At 63.2% G+C, this 15188-nt stretch carries 13 protein-coding genes; 9 read left to right on the top strand and 4 right to left on the bottom strand.

Annotated features, from left to right (window positions below; genetic code table 11):
• Window positions 1-146: 146 nt before the first annotated feature.
• Both V7773_RS05410 and V7773_RS05415 read left to right on the top strand, forming a co-directional pair.
• On the top strand, window positions 147-1097 hold the full coding sequence (locus V7773_RS05410; RefSeq protein ID WP_336072588.1) for a GlxA family transcriptional regulator: 951 nt from the start codon (window positions 147-149) through the stop codon (window positions 1095-1097).
• Between the two features lie 184 nt (window positions 1098-1281).
• A complete protein-coding gene (locus V7773_RS05415; RefSeq protein WP_336072589.1) occupies window positions 1282-2769 on the top strand; it encodes an ATP-binding protein in 1488 nt (495 codons plus the stop codon).
• Here the strand turns inward: V7773_RS05415 and V7773_RS05420 are convergent.
• Window positions 2731-5520 (bottom strand): ATP-binding protein, encoded by a 2790-nt coding sequence (locus V7773_RS05420; RefSeq protein ID WP_336072590.1) that lies wholly within the window; start codon window positions 5518-5520, stop codon window positions 2731-2733. The genes V7773_RS05415 and V7773_RS05420 overlap by 39 nt on opposite strands.
• 360 nt (window positions 5521-5880) lie before the next feature.
• On the opposite strand from V7773_RS05420, the gene V7773_RS05425 reads away from it, so the two are divergent.
• From V7773_RS05425 to V7773_RS05455, 7 genes are all read left to right on the top strand, one after another.
• On the top strand, window positions 5881-6702 hold the full coding sequence (locus tag V7773_RS05425) for an alpha/beta fold hydrolase (RefSeq protein WP_336072591.1): 822 nt from the start codon (window positions 5881-5883) through the stop codon (window positions 6700-6702).
• A 146-nt stretch (window positions 6703-6848) separates the two neighbouring features.
• Entirely contained in the window at window positions 6849-7796 is a 948-nt protein-coding gene (locus V7773_RS05430; protein WP_063320460.1) for a LysR family transcriptional regulator, read from the top strand.
• Entirely contained in the window at window positions 7793-8206 is a 414-nt protein-coding gene (locus tag V7773_RS05435) for a DoxX family protein (protein WP_336072592.1), read from the top strand. The genes V7773_RS05430 and V7773_RS05435 overlap by 4 nt, the downstream gene beginning before the upstream one ends.
• Window positions 8199-8831 carry an antibiotic biosynthesis monooxygenase gene (locus V7773_RS05440; RefSeq protein ID WP_336072594.1) on the top strand — a complete coding sequence of 211 codons (633 nt, stop codon included), beginning with the start codon at window positions 8199-8201 and terminating at the stop codon, window positions 8829-8831. Before V7773_RS05435 ends, V7773_RS05440 begins: the two co-directional genes overlap by 8 nt.
• Window positions 8832-8998: 167 nt before the next feature.
• Window positions 8999-10837 carry an amidohydrolase gene (locus V7773_RS05445; protein ID WP_003203401.1) on the top strand — a complete coding sequence of 613 codons (1839 nt, stop codon included), beginning with the start codon at window positions 8999-9001 and terminating at the stop codon, window positions 10835-10837.
• Window positions 10838-10982: 145 nt separating this feature from the next.
• Window positions 10983-11612, top strand: coding sequence for an isochorismate family cysteine hydrolase YcaC (gene ycaC / locus V7773_RS05450; RefSeq protein ID WP_003203400.1), 630 nt, complete (start codon window positions 10983-10985; stop codon window positions 11610-11612).
• 238 nt (window positions 11613-11850) lie between these two features.
• A complete protein-coding gene (locus V7773_RS05455; RefSeq protein WP_336072596.1) occupies window positions 11851-12729 on the top strand; it encodes a LysR family transcriptional regulator in 879 nt (292 codons plus the stop codon).
• Window positions 12730-12785: 56 nt separating this feature from the next.
• Here V7773_RS05455 and V7773_RS05460 read toward each other — a convergent pair whose 3' ends face one another.
• The 3 genes from V7773_RS05460 to V7773_RS05470 all read right to left on the bottom strand — a co-directional run bounded on the left by V7773_RS05460 (window position 12786) and on the right by V7773_RS05470 (window position 15176).
• Window positions 12786-13262: a hemerythrin domain-containing protein gene (locus V7773_RS05460; RefSeq protein ID WP_063320464.1), complete on the bottom strand. Its 477-nt coding sequence runs from the start codon at window positions 13260-13262 to the stop codon at window positions 12786-12788.
• Window positions 13263-13460: 198 nt separating this feature from the next.
• Window positions 13461-14570, bottom strand: coding sequence for an NAD(P)/FAD-dependent oxidoreductase (locus V7773_RS05465; RefSeq protein ID WP_336072598.1), 1110 nt, complete (start codon window positions 14568-14570; stop codon window positions 13461-13463).
• Window positions 14571-14645: 75 nt separating this feature from the next.
• Entirely contained in the window at window positions 14646-15176 is a 531-nt protein-coding gene (locus V7773_RS05470; protein ID WP_336072599.1) for a DUF2867 domain-containing protein, read from the bottom strand.
• Between the last annotated feature and the right edge of the window lie 12 nt (window positions 15177-15188).

The following is a 15188-nucleotide window of genomic DNA, read 5'->3' on the forward strand; positions in this document are numbered from 1 at the left end:
AAAGACTGTCCGTTAATGGTAGACAATCGAGAATGCCTACCGGCGGGTGCTTCGCTTCGACATAATGCTGACGAGAACCCTGTGGGAGCGAGCTTGCTCCCGCAGGGGGCATTTATAGTTTCTGGATTTTTTTGGCGTCTTTTTAAATGAGAACCGTTGCAATGGTGCTGTTCCCGGATTTTTTGCTGCTCGACATGGCCGGGCCTCTGGAGGTGTTTTCCATCGCCAATCGTTACCTCGCAGCGGATCAGCGTTATCAATTGCTGACCCTGGGAACCGAGCGCGGGCCGTTGCGGGCGTCCAACGGCGTGTCGGTGCAGGCCGATATCCATATCGACCAGGCATGGGCGGCCTATCACGTGTTGCTGGTACCGGGCGGGCCGGGGGCCTATAACGACCAGCATCCGGGGCTGCACACCTGGTTGCGGGCCGCGGCGCAACGGGCCACGCGCTACGGCTCCATCTGCACCGGCGCCTTTGTGCTCGGTGAGGCGGGCTTGCTCGACGGTTATCGCGTCACCACCCACTGGCATTACACCGAACGCCTGATCCAACGTTTCCCCAAGGCCCTGGTGGAAACCGACAAGATCTTCCTGCAGGACCGCCGCCTGATCACCTCCGGCGGTGTCACCGCCGGAATCGACCTGGCCTTGTCCATCGTCGCTCAGGATCACGGTCGCAAAGTCGCGTTGGACGTGGCCAAGGTGCTGCTGGTGGTGATGAAACGCCAGGGCGGACAGGCGCAGTTCAGCCCCTCGGTGGCGGCGGTGTCGACGCAGGAATCGGCCATTACCCGCGTGCAGAATCATGTGATGGAACATCTGGAAGAACCCTTCACCATCGAGCGCATGGCCGCGTTGGCTGCCATGAGTGCGCGGCATTTCGCCCGGGTCTTCGCCCGTGAGGTGAAGATGACACCCATGGAGTTCCTGCAAGGCGCGCGCATTGACCGGGCGCGTCAGTTGCTGGAAACCACCGACCTGCCACTCAAGACCGTGGCGTTTCGCAGTGGCTTCGGCAGCGTGCGGCACATGCGCTTTTTGTTCGGTGAAAAGCTCGGCCTGACCCCGGTGCAGTATCGCCAGCAGTTCAGTTGAGCCATCGGTGTCCGTCCAGGGCACTGTGATGTCCGTGGCGCTCCCTGTGCCAGCATTGTCCTGAGGCCTGCGCCTGCCAAGATAGCGGCGAACCCTTTGGAAAGGATGCGCAGGAGCCTGGGTAGACGTGTCCGGTGAATCCGCACACGGACGCTCGTACCAGTTATCCGGCGCTGGATCGCCCATGAACAGTTTCGTCAAACCCGATAGCGAGCCGTCGGTGGGCTTCGGTCCGTTTGTCTTCTACCGGCAGCAGCGGCTGGTCACCCGTGACGGCCAGCCCCTCGCACTGGGTGGCCGTGCCCTGGATGTCTTGCAGGTGCTGGTGGAGCACGCCGGCCAGTACGTCAGCAAGCAAACACTCATCGCCCACGTCTGGCCGGACAGCGTCGTGGAGGCCATCAACCTGCGGGTGCACATTGCGGCGCTGCGGCGGGCCTTCGGTGATGGGCGCGGTGGTGCTCGCTATATCCTCAATCATCCTCGACAAGGCTATTGCCTTGCGTTGCCCCTGGTAGCGCAAGCGCGCGTTGAGTCGCCTTTCAGTCCACAAACCGAGCGACACAACCTGCCCAGGCGCTTGAACCCGGTGGTGGGTCGCGACAAAGTCCTGGGGCGGTTACTGGCGCAAGTGCCCCGTCAAGCCGTGACCACCGTGACCGGCCCCGGCGGGGTCGGCAAGACCACCGTGGTGGTGCGGGTGGCGGAACTGCTGCTCGAACACTTTAAGGACGGTGCCTGGTTCGTTGACCTGGCGGCCGTCAGCGACCCCTCGCAAGTGGTGGCGCAAGTGGCCGGTGTGCTGGGCGTGGAGCAGGGGGCGTTGGCCCGCTCTCTCGAACCCTATCGGATGTTGCTGGTGCTCGACGGTTGCGAGCACCTGCTCGATGCTTGTCGGGAGCTGGTCCAGGCAGTGGCTGCGGCGCCCGGGGTGTCGTTGCTGGTCAGCAGTCGCGAACCCTTGGACTTGCCCGACGAAAGAATTGTGTCACTGCCGGGCCTGGCCGTGGCGTCGCCCCTGGAACCGGAGCACCAGATCGAGGCATGCCCGGCGGTGCAGTTGCTGATCGAGCGGGTCGGCGCCCGGCAGCAGGGCTTCAGGCCGGGTGGTCGCGACTGGCGGACGCTTGCGCAGATCTGCCAGCGCCTGGACGGATTGCCGCTGGCGTTGGAATTGGCGGCGGCCCAGGTCGATGCCTTGGGAGTGGCAGGGGTCCTGGAACAACTGGATCACGGTTTATCCCTCTTGAGCGTCGGGCGGCGTACGGCGGTGGCCCGGCACCGCAGCCTGGAGGCGGTGTTGGACTCGAGTTTCGAGCGTTTGAGCACTGACGAAAAAACCGCATTCCAGCGTCTGGCGGTGTTCGAGGGGCCGTTTACGCTCAAGGCGGCGCTGGCCGTGATCAGTTGCGCTGAGCTGAGTGTCGGGCAATTACCCTCGCTGCTGTCGCGGCTGGTGGGCGCGTCACTCCTGATGGTCGAGCCGCTTGCCGAAGGGGGGCGCTTCCATCTGCTCCACACCACTCGCGCCTATGCCATGGACAAATTGCGACGCAGTGGCCAGTGGCCTGTGTTTCATCGGCGTTACGTGTTGCAAGGCGCTTGGGGAGTCCGGCATTCAAGACCCCAACCGTCAAGTCAGCGCCTGGAGCAGCGCGCCGGCTTCCAATAGGTCGGGGGTCTCGAAACCTTCGGTGAAGCGGCGATAGACGGGGTCGAGCAGCGCCTGCGCAGCATGCGCCTGCCCTTGGCGCTGCCACAAACGGGCCAGGGACGTGGCGCTGCGCAGTTCCCAGGCCAGGGCCTGGTGACGACGGGCGATGCCCAGGGCGGCCAGCAGTTGCGCTTCGGCTGCTTCTTCAAGAGACGGTTCGTTCCGGGCCAGCAAGCTCTCGGCGTCGGCCCGCAGGATCTCCGCCGAACACCAACCCGCGGCGCCACTGCGCGCCCGTTCGATTTGCGCCGGGCTGACGAAGTCGCTACGCAGGGTGACGGCGATGTCCTGGATCAAGCCGTTTGTCGGGCGTGTGGCCAGGGGCTGGCTATCGAATGCGCGGTCGTAATGGCAAGCCCAGTCGTGGAACAGCATCACCGAATGTTTCTCGGCCTGTTGCTTCAACAGGTCGAGCCTTTCCCGGGCAATCGAATGATCGCCGGTGTAGTGGGCGATCACGCAACCGGTCAGCGCCAAGGTGTAGCAGATCGAAATGCCGTGGTTGATCTGCAAGGCGATTTGCAGTGCCAGGTTGGCTGTGCGCCGGGCTTTTTCAGCAAAACCTTGCAGCCAGAGGATGCGCGCCAGAACCGTCAGCGCGGCCACGCTCTGATCGTATTGCACGCCGAAGCCGTGGCTGAAGCGGCTGAGGTGACCGCTTTGGGCCAGGCGCTGGATCACCTGTTCGGCTTCGCGCCGCGCCGCGCCCTGGTCGCCGGTGAAATGCAGCGCCAGCACCCGCAGGCGTTGAGTGCTCAAGGACAGGGTCGGGTCGCCCTGCAAGCCCAACCGGTCGAAATCCCGGCTGTGTGCCAGGGCCTGTTGGTAGTCGCCGCAACTGAGGTCGACGGTCATTTGCCCGGACACGGCCCGCAGTTCGCCGGCCAGTTCCTGGCATTGCCGGGCCAGTTGCCGGGCCGTGGCGAAGGCGCGGACAGTGGCCGGCGTACCACCCTCGGTGTGGTAGTTGAAACTGGCGTGGGCCAGTTCCAGGGCCAGGGTCAAGCGCGGGCACGGCGCGGGGCTGGCCCGCAACAATTGCAGCGCTTTGTTGACGTAGAGGCCGTGTTCCTTGAGCAGCGACAGCTCCTGCCAGAGGGGCAGGGTACGGGCAGTCAGGCGGATCGCGACGGCGTGTGAACCTTGCGGGCCCAAGCCTCGGTCGAGCGCCGCGCGGATGTCGTCGCGATAGTCGGCGTAGCGGGTGATCCACAGTCGGGTGGGGGTGTTTTCCCAATCGCTTTCCGCTTGTCCCATGAGCGCCAGGCAGCGCTCGGCATGGCGTTCCTGGCTGGCTGCCAGCTCCCCGGCTTCGGCCAGTTGCTCCAAGGCATAGCGGCGGGTGGTGTCCAGCAGGCGATAGCGCACCTCTTCATCGCCGACCTCTACATTGAGCAACGACTTGGCGACCAACTGGCTGACCGACACCAGCACTTGGTCGGGCGCGACATGCTGGCCGACGATCACTGCGGCGGCCGAGGCCAGGCTGAAACTGCCCATGAACACCGCCAGCCGCCGCAGGCAGGTCTGCTCGCAGGCCGTGAGCAACGCGAAGCTCCAGTCCAGCGTGGCGCGCAGGGTTTGCTGGCGCGGGGCGGCGTCGGCGTCGTTGTGAAGCAGGGCGACGCTGTCTTGCAGTTGCTGGTGAAGCTCCTCCAGGGTGAAACGACCGATTTGCGCGGCAGCCAGCTCGATGGCCAAGGGAATGCCATCCAGCCGTCGGCAGATGTCGATCACCCACGGCACCTCGCGGTCGCTCAGTTCGAAGTCGTCACGGCTGGCCAGCGCGCGCTCGGCAAACAGTTGCAGCGCCGGGTATTCCAGGGCGGGATAGCCCTCGATGGGCATTTCCCGGGGCGGGAACGCCAGGGCGTCCAGGCGCTGCACGTGTTCGCCTTCGGCGCGCAGGTCTTCGCGGCTGGTGGCCAGGATGTGCAGGTGAGGAGCGCCGCGCAGCAGGGTTTCGGCGAGCAGGGCGACGGCGTCGATCAGGTGCTCGCAGTTGTCGATGACCAGCAGCAGATGCCGCTCCTTGAGCTGCCGGGCGATGGCGTCCAGCGGATCACCGTTCTGCAGTGGCAGGTCGAGCAATGCGCACAGGTTGGGGGCGATCATGGCCGCTTCGTTGAGCGATGCCAGGTCCAGCAGATGAGTGCCGTCACGGTACTGGCCGATCAGCCGTTCAGCGACCCGCAGGGCAACGGTGGTCTTGCCGATGCCGCCGGTACCGACCAAGGTAATGAAGCGTTTTCGCGGTAGCTGGGCTACCAGGTTTTCCACCAGGGCCTGGCGCCCGATCATGCGGGTGCGCTGCAGCGGCAGGTTGCGCGTCAACGACGGATGAGGGATGTGCGCCCATTGGTCGAGCGGTTCGAATGACAGCGGCGCGACAAAACTGTAGCCGCGCTGCGCCACGGTGACGATGTAGCGCTGCCCGGCCTGGCCATCCCCGAGGGCCTTGCGCAGTGCCGCGACGTGCACGCGCAGGTTGGTATCTTCCACCACGCTCCTGGGCCAGACCCGGGCGATCAGTTGCTGCTTGCTCACCACCTCGCCAGCGTGCTCGAGCAGCACCAGCAGAATCTCCACGGCCCGCCTGCCCAGGCGCAACGGTTGCCCACCCTCGAGCACCAGGCGCTGGCGAGGATGGACCCGGTAAGGGCCGAAGTGCACCGTCTGTTCGACGGGCAGGCTGAGGTATTGGCTCATGTTGCTCTCAATGTTCTGGTCCGGTGCCTGGGCTTTACCTGAGCATATTCCTCAGGTTTTGTGTCAAGCGCAACGGCGCGGGCTTCCCACAGCCTGTCTGCCAGACACAGAACCCCGTGGCGAGGGAGCTTGCTCCCGCTGGGCCGCGAAGCGGCCCCAAAGGCCTCACCCCCAATCAATCTGACACGCCGAGGTGACAGTTCTAGGACTGCTGCGCAGTCCAGCGGGAGCAAGCTCCCTCGCCACAACAGCGAGGGTTTTTAACACTTCAGTTCCGAAAAAATTAACAACGTTTAACTCACGCAGGTGCCTCCCATGGCCGGACCATAAAGCGATCCACCCACCTCAAGGAGTCACGTCATGAGCACCTTCATTACCCGCGACGGCACCGAGATTTACTACAAGGACTGGGGCAGTGGTCAACCGGTGGTCTTCAGCCACGGCTGGCCGTTGAACTCGGACAGTTGGGAAGCGCAGATGATGTTCCTGGCGTCCAATGGCTATCGGGTGATCGCCCATGACCGCCGTGGGCACGGGCGTTCCAGCCAGCCCTGGGACGGCAACGACATGGACACCTACGCCGATGACCTCGCCGAGCTGATCGAGCGGCTGGACTTGAAGGACGCGGTGTTGCTCGGCTTCTCCACCGGCGGTGGCGAAGTGGCGCGCTACATCGGTCGCCATGGGGCTGCCCGTGTCGCCAAGCTCGGCCTGATTTCGGCGGTGACGCCGCTGATGCTCAAGACCCCGGCCAACCCCGGCGGTCTGCCTGTGGAGGTGTTCGACGGTTTCCGCCAGGCCTCCCTGGCTGACCGTTCTCAGCTATACAAAGATGTGGCCAGCGCGTTTTTCGGTGCCAACCGTCCGGGCGCCAAAGTCTCCCAAGGCATGATCGACTGGTTCTGGATGCAGGGCATGCTCGCCGGCCACAAGAACACCTATGACTGCATCAAGGCGTTCTCGGAGACCGATCTTTCCGAAGACCTGCGCAACATCGACGTGCCGACCCTGGTAGTCCACGGCGATGACGATCAGGTGGTCCCCATCGAAACGGCTGGCATCGCCGCCGCCAAAATGCTGAAGAACTCACAGTTGCTGGTGTACCCGGGCGCGCCCCACGGCCTGACCGATACCCACAAGGACCGGTTGAACGCCGACCTGCTGGCGTTCATCCAGGGCTGATCAAGCCACACACCTGTGGGAACGAGCTTGCTCCGGGCGGCGTTCCGACGATGGCGGCGCAACAGTCAACATCGCCGCCGACTGACACCCGGCTATCGCGAGCAAGCTCGCTCCCACAGGATCGGTATTCGACAGGACCAACACCCATGAACCGCAACGATTTACGCCGCCTCGACATGAACCTGCTGGTGATCTTCGAGGCGCTGATGTTCGAGAAAAACCTGACCCGCGTCGCCGAAAAGCTGTTCATGGGCCAGCCGGCGGTGAGCGCGGCGCTGGGGCGGCTGCGGGATCTGTTCGATGACCCGTTGCTGATCCGCCACGGTCGCGGCATGGAACCGACCCCGCGAGCCCTGGCGATCCTGCAAGAGCTGCAACCGGCCATGGACACCATCTCTGGCGCGGTCAGCCGGGCCAAGGCGTTCGATCCGTCCACCAGTTGCGACGTGTTTCGTATCGGTCTGTCCGACGATGCCGAATTCGGCCTGTTTCCACCGTTGCTGAGCCAACTGCGCGAAGAAGCGCCGGGGATCATCGTGGTGGTGCGCCGGGCCAATTTCCTGCTGATGTCGTCGCTGCTGGCCAGCGGTGAAATCAGCGTCGGTGTCAGCTACACCACCGATCTGCCGGCCAATGCCAAACGCAAGAAACTGCGGGACATCCCTTGCAAGGTCTTGCGTGGCGACAAGCGCCCGGGCCCCTTGACCCTGGACGAGTACTGCTCGCGTCCCCACGCCATGGTCTCGTTCTCGGGCGACCTGAGCGGCAACATCGACCTGGACCTGGCCCGCATCGGCCGGACCCGCAAAGTGGTGCTGGCGGTGCCGCAATTCAGCGGGCTACGGGCCTTGCTGGCCGGCACCGAGCTGATCGCCACCGTGCCCGACTACGCCGCCTGCGCGCTGGTGGAAGGCTGTGCGCTGCGCGCCGAGGACCCTCCGTTCGAGATCAATGCCGCCGAGCTGTCGATGGTCTGGAGCGGGGTGCATGACAACGACCCGGCCGAGCGCTGGCTGCGTTCGCGCATTGCCAGCCACATGTCCCAACCGCTGCCAGCGGCGGCCTCGATCGCCGCGGATGGAGCCCACCGATGAACATGACCGATGAGCGCCCGCTGCAGGATCTGGGCTTGTTGTTCCTGCGCCTGAGTGGCGCGTTGTTTTTGCTGTGGGTCCATGGGTTGCCGAAGCTGTTGCACTACAGCGTCGAACTGACCCGCATCGAAGACCCGTTTCACTTGGGCGCAGCACCGACCCTGATCCTGGCGATTTTCGCCGAGGTGCTGTGTCCGCTGCTGATCATGGCCGGTGTGCTGGTGCGCCTGGCGTGTCTGCCCATCCTGTTTTTGCTGGCGGTGGCGCTGCTGGTGGTGCACCCGCAGTGGAGCCTGGAAGAAGGGCAGTTCGGTTGGTTGCTGCTGATCATATTTACCAGCGTATTCATTGCCGGGCCCGGGCGCCTGGCGATGAACACGCGTTTTGTTGGAGTGCTTCGCCATGTCTGAATCTCAAGCCATTGAATCCCCCGTGAGCCCGGCCAAACCCGGCTTCGATGAAATCGTGACCCTGGTGGTCAAGCACCGGATCAAGGCCGGCCAGGACGTGGCGTACGAGGCCTGGTTACGCCGCATCGTGCGCGTGGCCGGCCAATGGCCGGGCCACCTGGGCGTGGACGTGGTGCGCGGCAAACTGGGTGGGTTGTCGCTGTTCACCTGCGTGCTGCGTTTCTGCTCCACCGAGGCCATGCAACGCTGGCTGGACTCACCCGAGCGCCGCGAGCTGGTGGAAGAGGCCGCGCCGCTGTTGGCCGATGGCGACCAGACTGAAGTCGCCTCGCACAAGGAATTCTGGTTCGCTCCGCTGGCCGATGCCGCCACGCCACCGCCGCGCTGGAAGCAGGCCGTGGTGACGCTGCTGGTGATCCTGCCCCACACGCTGCTGGTGCCTTTGCTCTGGGGCCCGGTGCTGCAACTCAACGCCTTTCTGTCGAACTACGTGGTTGCCACGTTTTTGATCACCCTGACCATCGTGCTCTCGGTCTGCTACGTGTGCATGCCGCTGGCGACCCGTTTGTTCGCCCCTTGGCTGGAACCGCAGACCCATGAGCACCTGGAGCCCGAGCAGCGCTGAGCGGTTATGACAAGCACCGTTGTGGCGAGGGAGCTTGCTCCCGCTGGGCTGCGAAGCGGCCCAAAAAGAGCGGCCGCTACGCGCCCGAGCGGGAGCAAGCTCCCTCGCCACACACGGACCGTATTCACTCTTGATGTGTCCGCACATCCATCGTCAAAGGAAATCCGATGAACGCCGATCTCATTCTATTCAACGGTCAATTCCATACCGTCGACCGCGAGAAGCCCCGCGCCAGCGCAGTCGCCATCAGCCAGGGCCGCTTCGTCGCGGTGGGCACCGATGCCGAGGCCATGGCCTTGCGAGGCAGCGGCACCCAGGTCATCGACCTCAAGGGCCGTACCGTCATCCCCGGGCTCAACGACTCGCACCTGCACTTGATCCGTGGCGGCCTGAACTACAACCTGGAGCTGCGCTGGGAGGGCGTGCCATCCCTGGCCGATGCCTTGCGCATGCTCAAGGACCAGGCCGACCGCACGCCAACGCCACAGTGGGTGCGCGTGGTCGGCGGCTGGAACGAATTCCAGTTCGCCGAAAAACGCATGCCGACCCTGGAGGAACTGAACCAGGCCGCTCCCGACACGCCGGTGTTCGTGCTGCACCTGTATGACCGTGCCTTGCTCAACCGCGCCGCGTTGCGGGTGGCCGGCTACACCCGTGACACGCCGAACCCGCCGGGTGGCGAGATCGTGCGTGACAGCAAGGGCGAACCCACCGGCATGCTGGTGGCGCGGCCCAACGCGATGATCCTTTATTCGACGCTGGCGAAAGGGCCGAAGCTGCCGCTGGAGTACCAGGTCAACTCCACGCGCCAATTCATGCGTGAACTCAATCGCCTGGGCCTGACCAGTGCCATCGATGCTGGCGGCGGCTTCCAGAACTACCCGGACGACTATGCGGTGATCGAGCAGTTGGCCCGCGAGCAGCAGTTGACGGTGCGCATCGCCTACAACCTGTTCACCCAGAAGCCCAAGGAAGAACTCAGCGATTTCAAGAACTGGACCGGCAGCGTCAAGTTGCACCAGGGCGATGATTTCCTGCGGCACAACGGCGCCGGTGAAATGCTGGTGTTCTCGGCGGCGGATTTCGAGGATTTCCTCGAACCGCGTCCGGACCTGCCGCCCGGCATGGAGCAGGACCTGGAACCGGTGGTCCGCCACCTGGTGGAACAGCGTTGGCCGTTCCGCCTGCACGCCACCTATGACGAATCCATCAGCCGCATGCTCGACGTGTTCGAGAAGGTCAACCGTGACATCCCGTTCAATGGCTTGCCGTGGTTCTTCGACCACGCCGAAACCATCACGCCGAAGAACATCGAGCGCGTACGGGCGTTGGGCGGCGGCATTGCGATCCAGGACCGCATGGCTTTCCAGGGTGAGTACTTCGTCGACCGCTACGGCGCCAAGGCCGCCGAAGCCACGCCGCCGATCAAGCGCATGCTCGCCGAAGGCGTGCCGGTGGGCGCCGGCACCGACGCCACTCGCGTTTCCAGTTACAACCCCTGGACCTCGCTGTACTGGATGGTCAGCGGGCGCACGGTCGGCGGCCTCTCATTGCACGAAGAAGGCCTGCCGCGCCTGACTGCGCTGGAATTGTTCACCCATGGCAGCGCCTGGTTCTCTTCGGAGCAGGGCAAGAAAGGCCAGATCAAGGTCGGCCAACTGGCGGACCTGGCGGCCCTGAGCGCGGACTTCTTCAGCGTCGAGGAAGAAGCCATCAAGTGGATCGAGTCCGTGCTGACGGTGGTCGACGGCAAGGTGGTGTACGCCGCTGGTGATTTCGAAAAACTCGGCCCGGCCAGCGTCCCGGTGCTGCCGGACTGGTCGCCGGTGGTCAAGGTTCCGGGCCACTGGCGCCCGACCTCACCGTTGCAGGCGCAGGTCCACCAGTGCAGCGGTCCTTGCACAGTGCATTCCCATAGCCATGAACGGGCGCGGTTGTCGAACGTCCCGGTCAGCGATTTCCAAGGCTTCTGGGGCGCGTTTGGCTGTTCCTGCTTTGCCTTTTGACTAACGCACCGATTCTCCCCTGTGGGAGCGAGCTTGCTCGCGAGGGCGGCGGAACATTCAACGTCGCCGCCGCCTGACACTCCGCTATCGCGAGCAAGCTCACTCCCACAAGGTTTTGTAACATCCATCCCAAAGGAGTCATCCCATGAGCAACGTTCCCGCCTACAACCGTCTGAACAAAGACGACGCGGTCGTCCTGCTGGTCGATCACCAGACCGGCCTGATTTCCCTGGTCCAGGACTTCTCGCCCAACGAGTTCAAGAACAACGTGCTGGCCTTGGCCGACCTGGCGAAGTTCTTCGAACTGCCCACCATCCTCACCACCAGCTTTGAAAAAGGCCCTAACGGCCCGATCGTGCCGGAACTCAAGGAGATGTTCCCGGATGCGCCGTACATCCCCCGTCCAGGCCAGATCAATGCCTGGGACAACGAAGACTTCGTCAAGGCGATCAAGGCCACCGGCCGCAAGCAACTGATCATCGCTGGCGTGGTCACCGATGTCTGCGTGGCGTTCCCGACCCTGTCGGCGCTGGCTGAAGGTTTCGACGTGTTCGTCGTCACCGACGCTTCGGGTACGTTCAACGAAACCGTGCAACAGGCCGCCTGGGTACGCATGACCGCTGCCGGCGCGCAGATGATGAACTGGTTCTCGGTGGCCTGTGAGCTGCACCGCGACTGGCGCAACGACATCGAAGGCCTGGGCAACCTGCTGTCCCAGCGCATTCCGAACTACCGCAACCTGATGAACAGCTACTCGGCGCTGACGGCCAAGTAAGCTGCTTTCTTGCTGAACGGATGCCCGCCAATGTGCGGGCATCTTTTTGTCTGGCCATTAACCTTGTGGCGAGGGGATTTATCCCCGCTGGGCTGCACAGCGGCCCCAAAGTCAGCCAACCAGTTGTGGCAGAATGTGCCCATGATTCATGAGCGGGTCTGCTGCGCAGCCCAGCGGGGATAAATCCCCTCGCCACAGTTCTGTGTTCGGCTGACACCTTCCGTCTACTTGGAAAGAAATGAACCCCTTCGAAGAAATGCGCATCTTTGCCCAGGTCATGGAGTCAGGCAGTTTCACCGCCGCGGCGGAAAAACTGGGGCTGTCCAAGCAGTTCGTCAGCCGCAAGCTGATGGAACTGGAACAGCGCCTGGGCGTGCGCCTGCTCAATCGCTCGACCCGGCGGCTGGATGTCACGCCCCTGGGCCAGCGCTATCACGAAGCGGCGCTGCGTCTGCTCAATGAGCTCGAACAGGTGGAGCAGGGCATCAGCGGCCAGACCCGCGAGCCCCGCGGCACCATTCGGCTCAGCGCACCGCTGTCCTTCGCCATGGCGCACCTGGGCAGCCTGCTGCCGCTGTTTCTGCAGCGCTATCCGGGCGTCAGCGTCGAAGTGGACCTGAGCGACCGCTCGGTGGATCTGCTGGGGGAGGGTTATGACCTGGCGCTGCGCATCGGCGTGCTGGAGGATTCGACGCTGATTGCCCGGCGCATCGCGACTATCGAGCGGGTGTACTGCGCCAGCCCCGCCTACCTGGCGCAAAAAGGCACACCCGCGCGGCCTGAAGACCTGCGCAATCACGACTGCTTGCCCTATGGTCACAGCCGTCAGGTGCAGTGGCGTTTCGTGGGGGCCGGCAAACCGCTGACCCTGGAGGTCACGGGACGCATGCGCGCCAATAACGGGGACTTGCTCAGGGACGCGGCCATCGCCGGCATGGGCATCACCTATCTGCCCGCTTTCATCCTCGGCGATGCCTTGAAGGATGGGCGGCTGATCAAGGTCCTGGAAGGCTTCGAGACCGAACCGTTGGCGCTGTCGGCGGTGTATCCCCAGCATCGGCAAAGTGCACGTCCGGTGCAGGCGTTGGTGGAATTCTTGCGTGAACAAATGCAATAAAGCGCCGCAATGCATTCAGCCGTCACATGACGGCTGAAGCATCTACCGCGCTCTGATCAGGCGGCGAGGTTGGCGCTGCTCAGTTCTTTTTTGTACTGCGCTTTCATGGCTTCCATGTCTGCACCCAAGGCATCGAGTTTTGCCTTGCCCAACAATTTTTTCGCGTGGGGGAACATCTCCTTTTCTTCTTCCTCGATGTGATGCTCGAGCAGTTCCTTGACCACTTTCACCCGACCGGCGAATTCCGGCTGGGTTGGATCGGTGGCTTTGAGGTCCGGCAGCACCAGCGAGTCGACGGTACGGTGTTCTTCCTTGGCCTCGTAATACATTTCAGCCTCGTCCTTGCCACCGGCCTGCTTGAAAGCCGGATAAAGAATTTCTTCTTCCAGACGGGTGTGGATGGAAATTTCCATTTCCAGTTTCGCCAACAGGTCGGTGCGTTTTTTCACGGCGCGTTCAGTCGACTCGCTCAGTTGAGTCAGGATGGCTTTGACGCGTTCGTGGTCGGCTTTCAACAGATCGATGGCATTCATAGGTAGCTCCTCGGCAATACACGGAAGCGGGCAGGCTTCGAGCGCCTACGCCGCGTAAGAGCTGAATTGCATCAGCTGTGCCAGCCGAAGATCGATTTAAAAACTCTTTAAAAACAATAAGTTGAAACGAAAATAATTTCCGGCGTCGTGCAAGCTGCATGAGCGGGCTGCAAAATGCGTTGCACTTTGCGCGGGTGGCTAGACATTTTCGATCCGCTGTCGGACCCGACTGGCGATTGCCAGGCAGGACGTCAGCCCAGGCGACTCGATGCCGAGCAGGTTGATCAACCCAGGCACCCGGTGTTCGGCCTCGCTGCTGATGACAAAGTCGTGGGCCGGCTCGCCGGGGGCGGAAATCTTCGGGCGGATGCCGCTGTACGCCGGTTGCAGGCTCTGGTCCGGCAGGCCCGGCCAATAATTGCGGATCGCCGGGTAAAACGCTTCGGCCCGGGCCGGATCCACTCGGTAGTCCTCGCAGTCGACCCATTCGGTGTCCGGGCCGAAACGCGCCTGGCCGGCCAGGTCCAACGTCATGTGGATGCCCAGGCCGGCGGCTTCCGGGGCGGGATAGACCAAGTGCCGGAACGGTACTCGCCCGGCGAGGCTGAAGTAGTTGCCCTTGCACAAAAAGTCTTCGGGCACCGATTGCATCTCCAGGCCTTCGATGCGGCGGGCGAGAGCAGGTGCCTGGAGGCCCGCGGCGTTGATCAGCAGGTGACAGGACAAGGTCATCTGCGCCGTGCCGCCCAATTCCAGGATGAAGCCCCCAGTGATGATGCGAGCGCCCAGTAAAGGCGTATGGAAAGCAATGTTCGCCCCAGCCGCTTCGGCGTCACCCTGCAAGGCGAGCATCAGAGCGTGGGAATCGACGATACCGGTGGAAGGCGAATACAGCGCGGCGACACAGGCCAGGGCCGGTTCCAGTGCCTGCGCCTGTTCTTGGTCGAGCAGGCGCAGGTCGTCCACGCCGTTCTTCAAGCCCCGCTCAAGCAATGTTTCGAGTCCGCCCACCTGTGCCTGATCCGTGGCAACGATCAGCTTGCCGAGCCGGCGGGTGGCGACGCCATGGCTTTCACAATAGGTGTACAACCGGTGCCGGCCTTCGACGCATAGCTGCGCCTTGAGACTGCCCGGCGGATAATAGATGCCCGCATGGATGACTTCGGAGTTGCGCGAGCTGATGCCCATGCCGATGGCTTCGGTGGCTTCGATCAGCAGCACTTCATGCCCGGCACGCGCCATCTCTCGCGCCACGGCGAGCCCAACGACGCCAGCGCCCACGACGACGCATTCAAAATCGACGTTCAACCTTGTCTCTCCTTCCGGGCCTGCAAGTTAGCCTTTCATAGCGCAGGTTTGATTTGATCGCTCACGCTCTCAACCTTAGGGGCAGGTCGCCTGAGGCCAACCGACACGCGCTGCACGCAGGAGGCTGGCTTTAACGACCATGCGGTGAAAGGGGGCAATAACGAAGATGTAGGCCCGGCCCAGACGGTTGTGGCACTGGACCACGGTTGAAAGAACCAGTTGGCGACGGCCTTCTGGCTCTGCCTCTGCAGAACACAGGATCGATATCCGGAAGTCGAGGTGCTTGTCGTCCTCGCCCAATACGATTTCAGTCTGGTTCGTGCTGTAGACCTTGAAGATGCCAACCCGATTAGCAAGGGTTGCCAAGTGTCTGGCTGTCTTGAGACCAAAACCGGCAACGACAGCGTCTCGGACTTTCAGGAGCCATCCGATCCAGGATGGCTGGTGGGAAAAGATGAATCGAGCCAGCAAATCTGGATTGCTGGATGTGCCCGCAGGGAGCCGAATCGCAAAAGCGTCCGCCAGGTTCATCGACGTGTAAAGGTGGGTGATGCCGGACCTCGAGGGGACTGGCACGGCCGTGATGAGCTCAAATTCTCGGGGCATCGGGGATCTCTC

The organism is Pseudomonas sp. 3JA, from assembly GCF_036961705.1.
GTDB lineage: Bacteria > Pseudomonadota > Gammaproteobacteria > Pseudomonadales > Pseudomonadaceae > Aquipseudomonas > Aquipseudomonas fluorescens_Q.

Bases quoted from the DNA above. Each gene is read 5' to 3' on its own strand.
- V7773_RS05435 (WP_336072592.1), top strand. From the start codon at position 7,793: ATGAACATGACCGATGAGCGCCCGCTGCAGGATCTGGGCTTGTTGTTC.
- V7773_RS05455 (WP_336072596.1), top strand. From the start codon at position 11,851: ATGAACCCCTTCGAAGAAATGCGCATCTTTGCCCAGGTCATGGAGTCA.
- V7773_RS05410 (WP_336072588.1), top strand. From the start codon at position 147: ATGAGAACCGTTGCAATGGTGCTGTTCCCGGATTTTTTGCTGCTCGAC.
- V7773_RS05470 (WP_336072599.1), bottom strand. From the start codon at position 15,176: ATGCCCCGAGAATTTGAGCTCATCACGGCCGTGCCAGTCCCCTCGAGG.
- ycaC (WP_003203400.1), top strand. From the start codon at position 10,983: ATGAGCAACGTTCCCGCCTACAACCGTCTGAACAAAGACGACGCGGTC.
- V7773_RS05460 (WP_063320464.1), bottom strand. From the start codon at position 13,262: ATGAATGCCATCGATCTGTTGAAAGCCGACCACGAACGCGTCAAAGCC.
- V7773_RS05430 (WP_063320460.1), top strand. From the start codon at position 6,849: ATGAACCGCAACGATTTACGCCGCCTCGACATGAACCTGCTGGTGATC.
- V7773_RS05445 (WP_003203401.1), top strand. From the start codon at position 8,999: ATGAACGCCGATCTCATTCTATTCAACGGTCAATTCCATACCGTCGAC.
- V7773_RS05420 (WP_336072590.1), bottom strand. From the start codon at position 5,520: ATGAGCCAATACCTCAGCCTGCCCGTCGAACAGACGGTGCACTTCGGC.
- V7773_RS05415 (WP_336072589.1), top strand. From the start codon at position 1,282: ATGAACAGTTTCGTCAAACCCGATAGCGAGCCGTCGGTGGGCTTCGGT.
- V7773_RS05425 (WP_336072591.1), top strand. From the start codon at position 5,881: ATGAGCACCTTCATTACCCGCGACGGCACCGAGATTTACTACAAGGAC.
- V7773_RS05440 (WP_336072594.1), top strand. From the start codon at position 8,199: ATGTCTGAATCTCAAGCCATTGAATCCCCCGTGAGCCCGGCCAAACCC.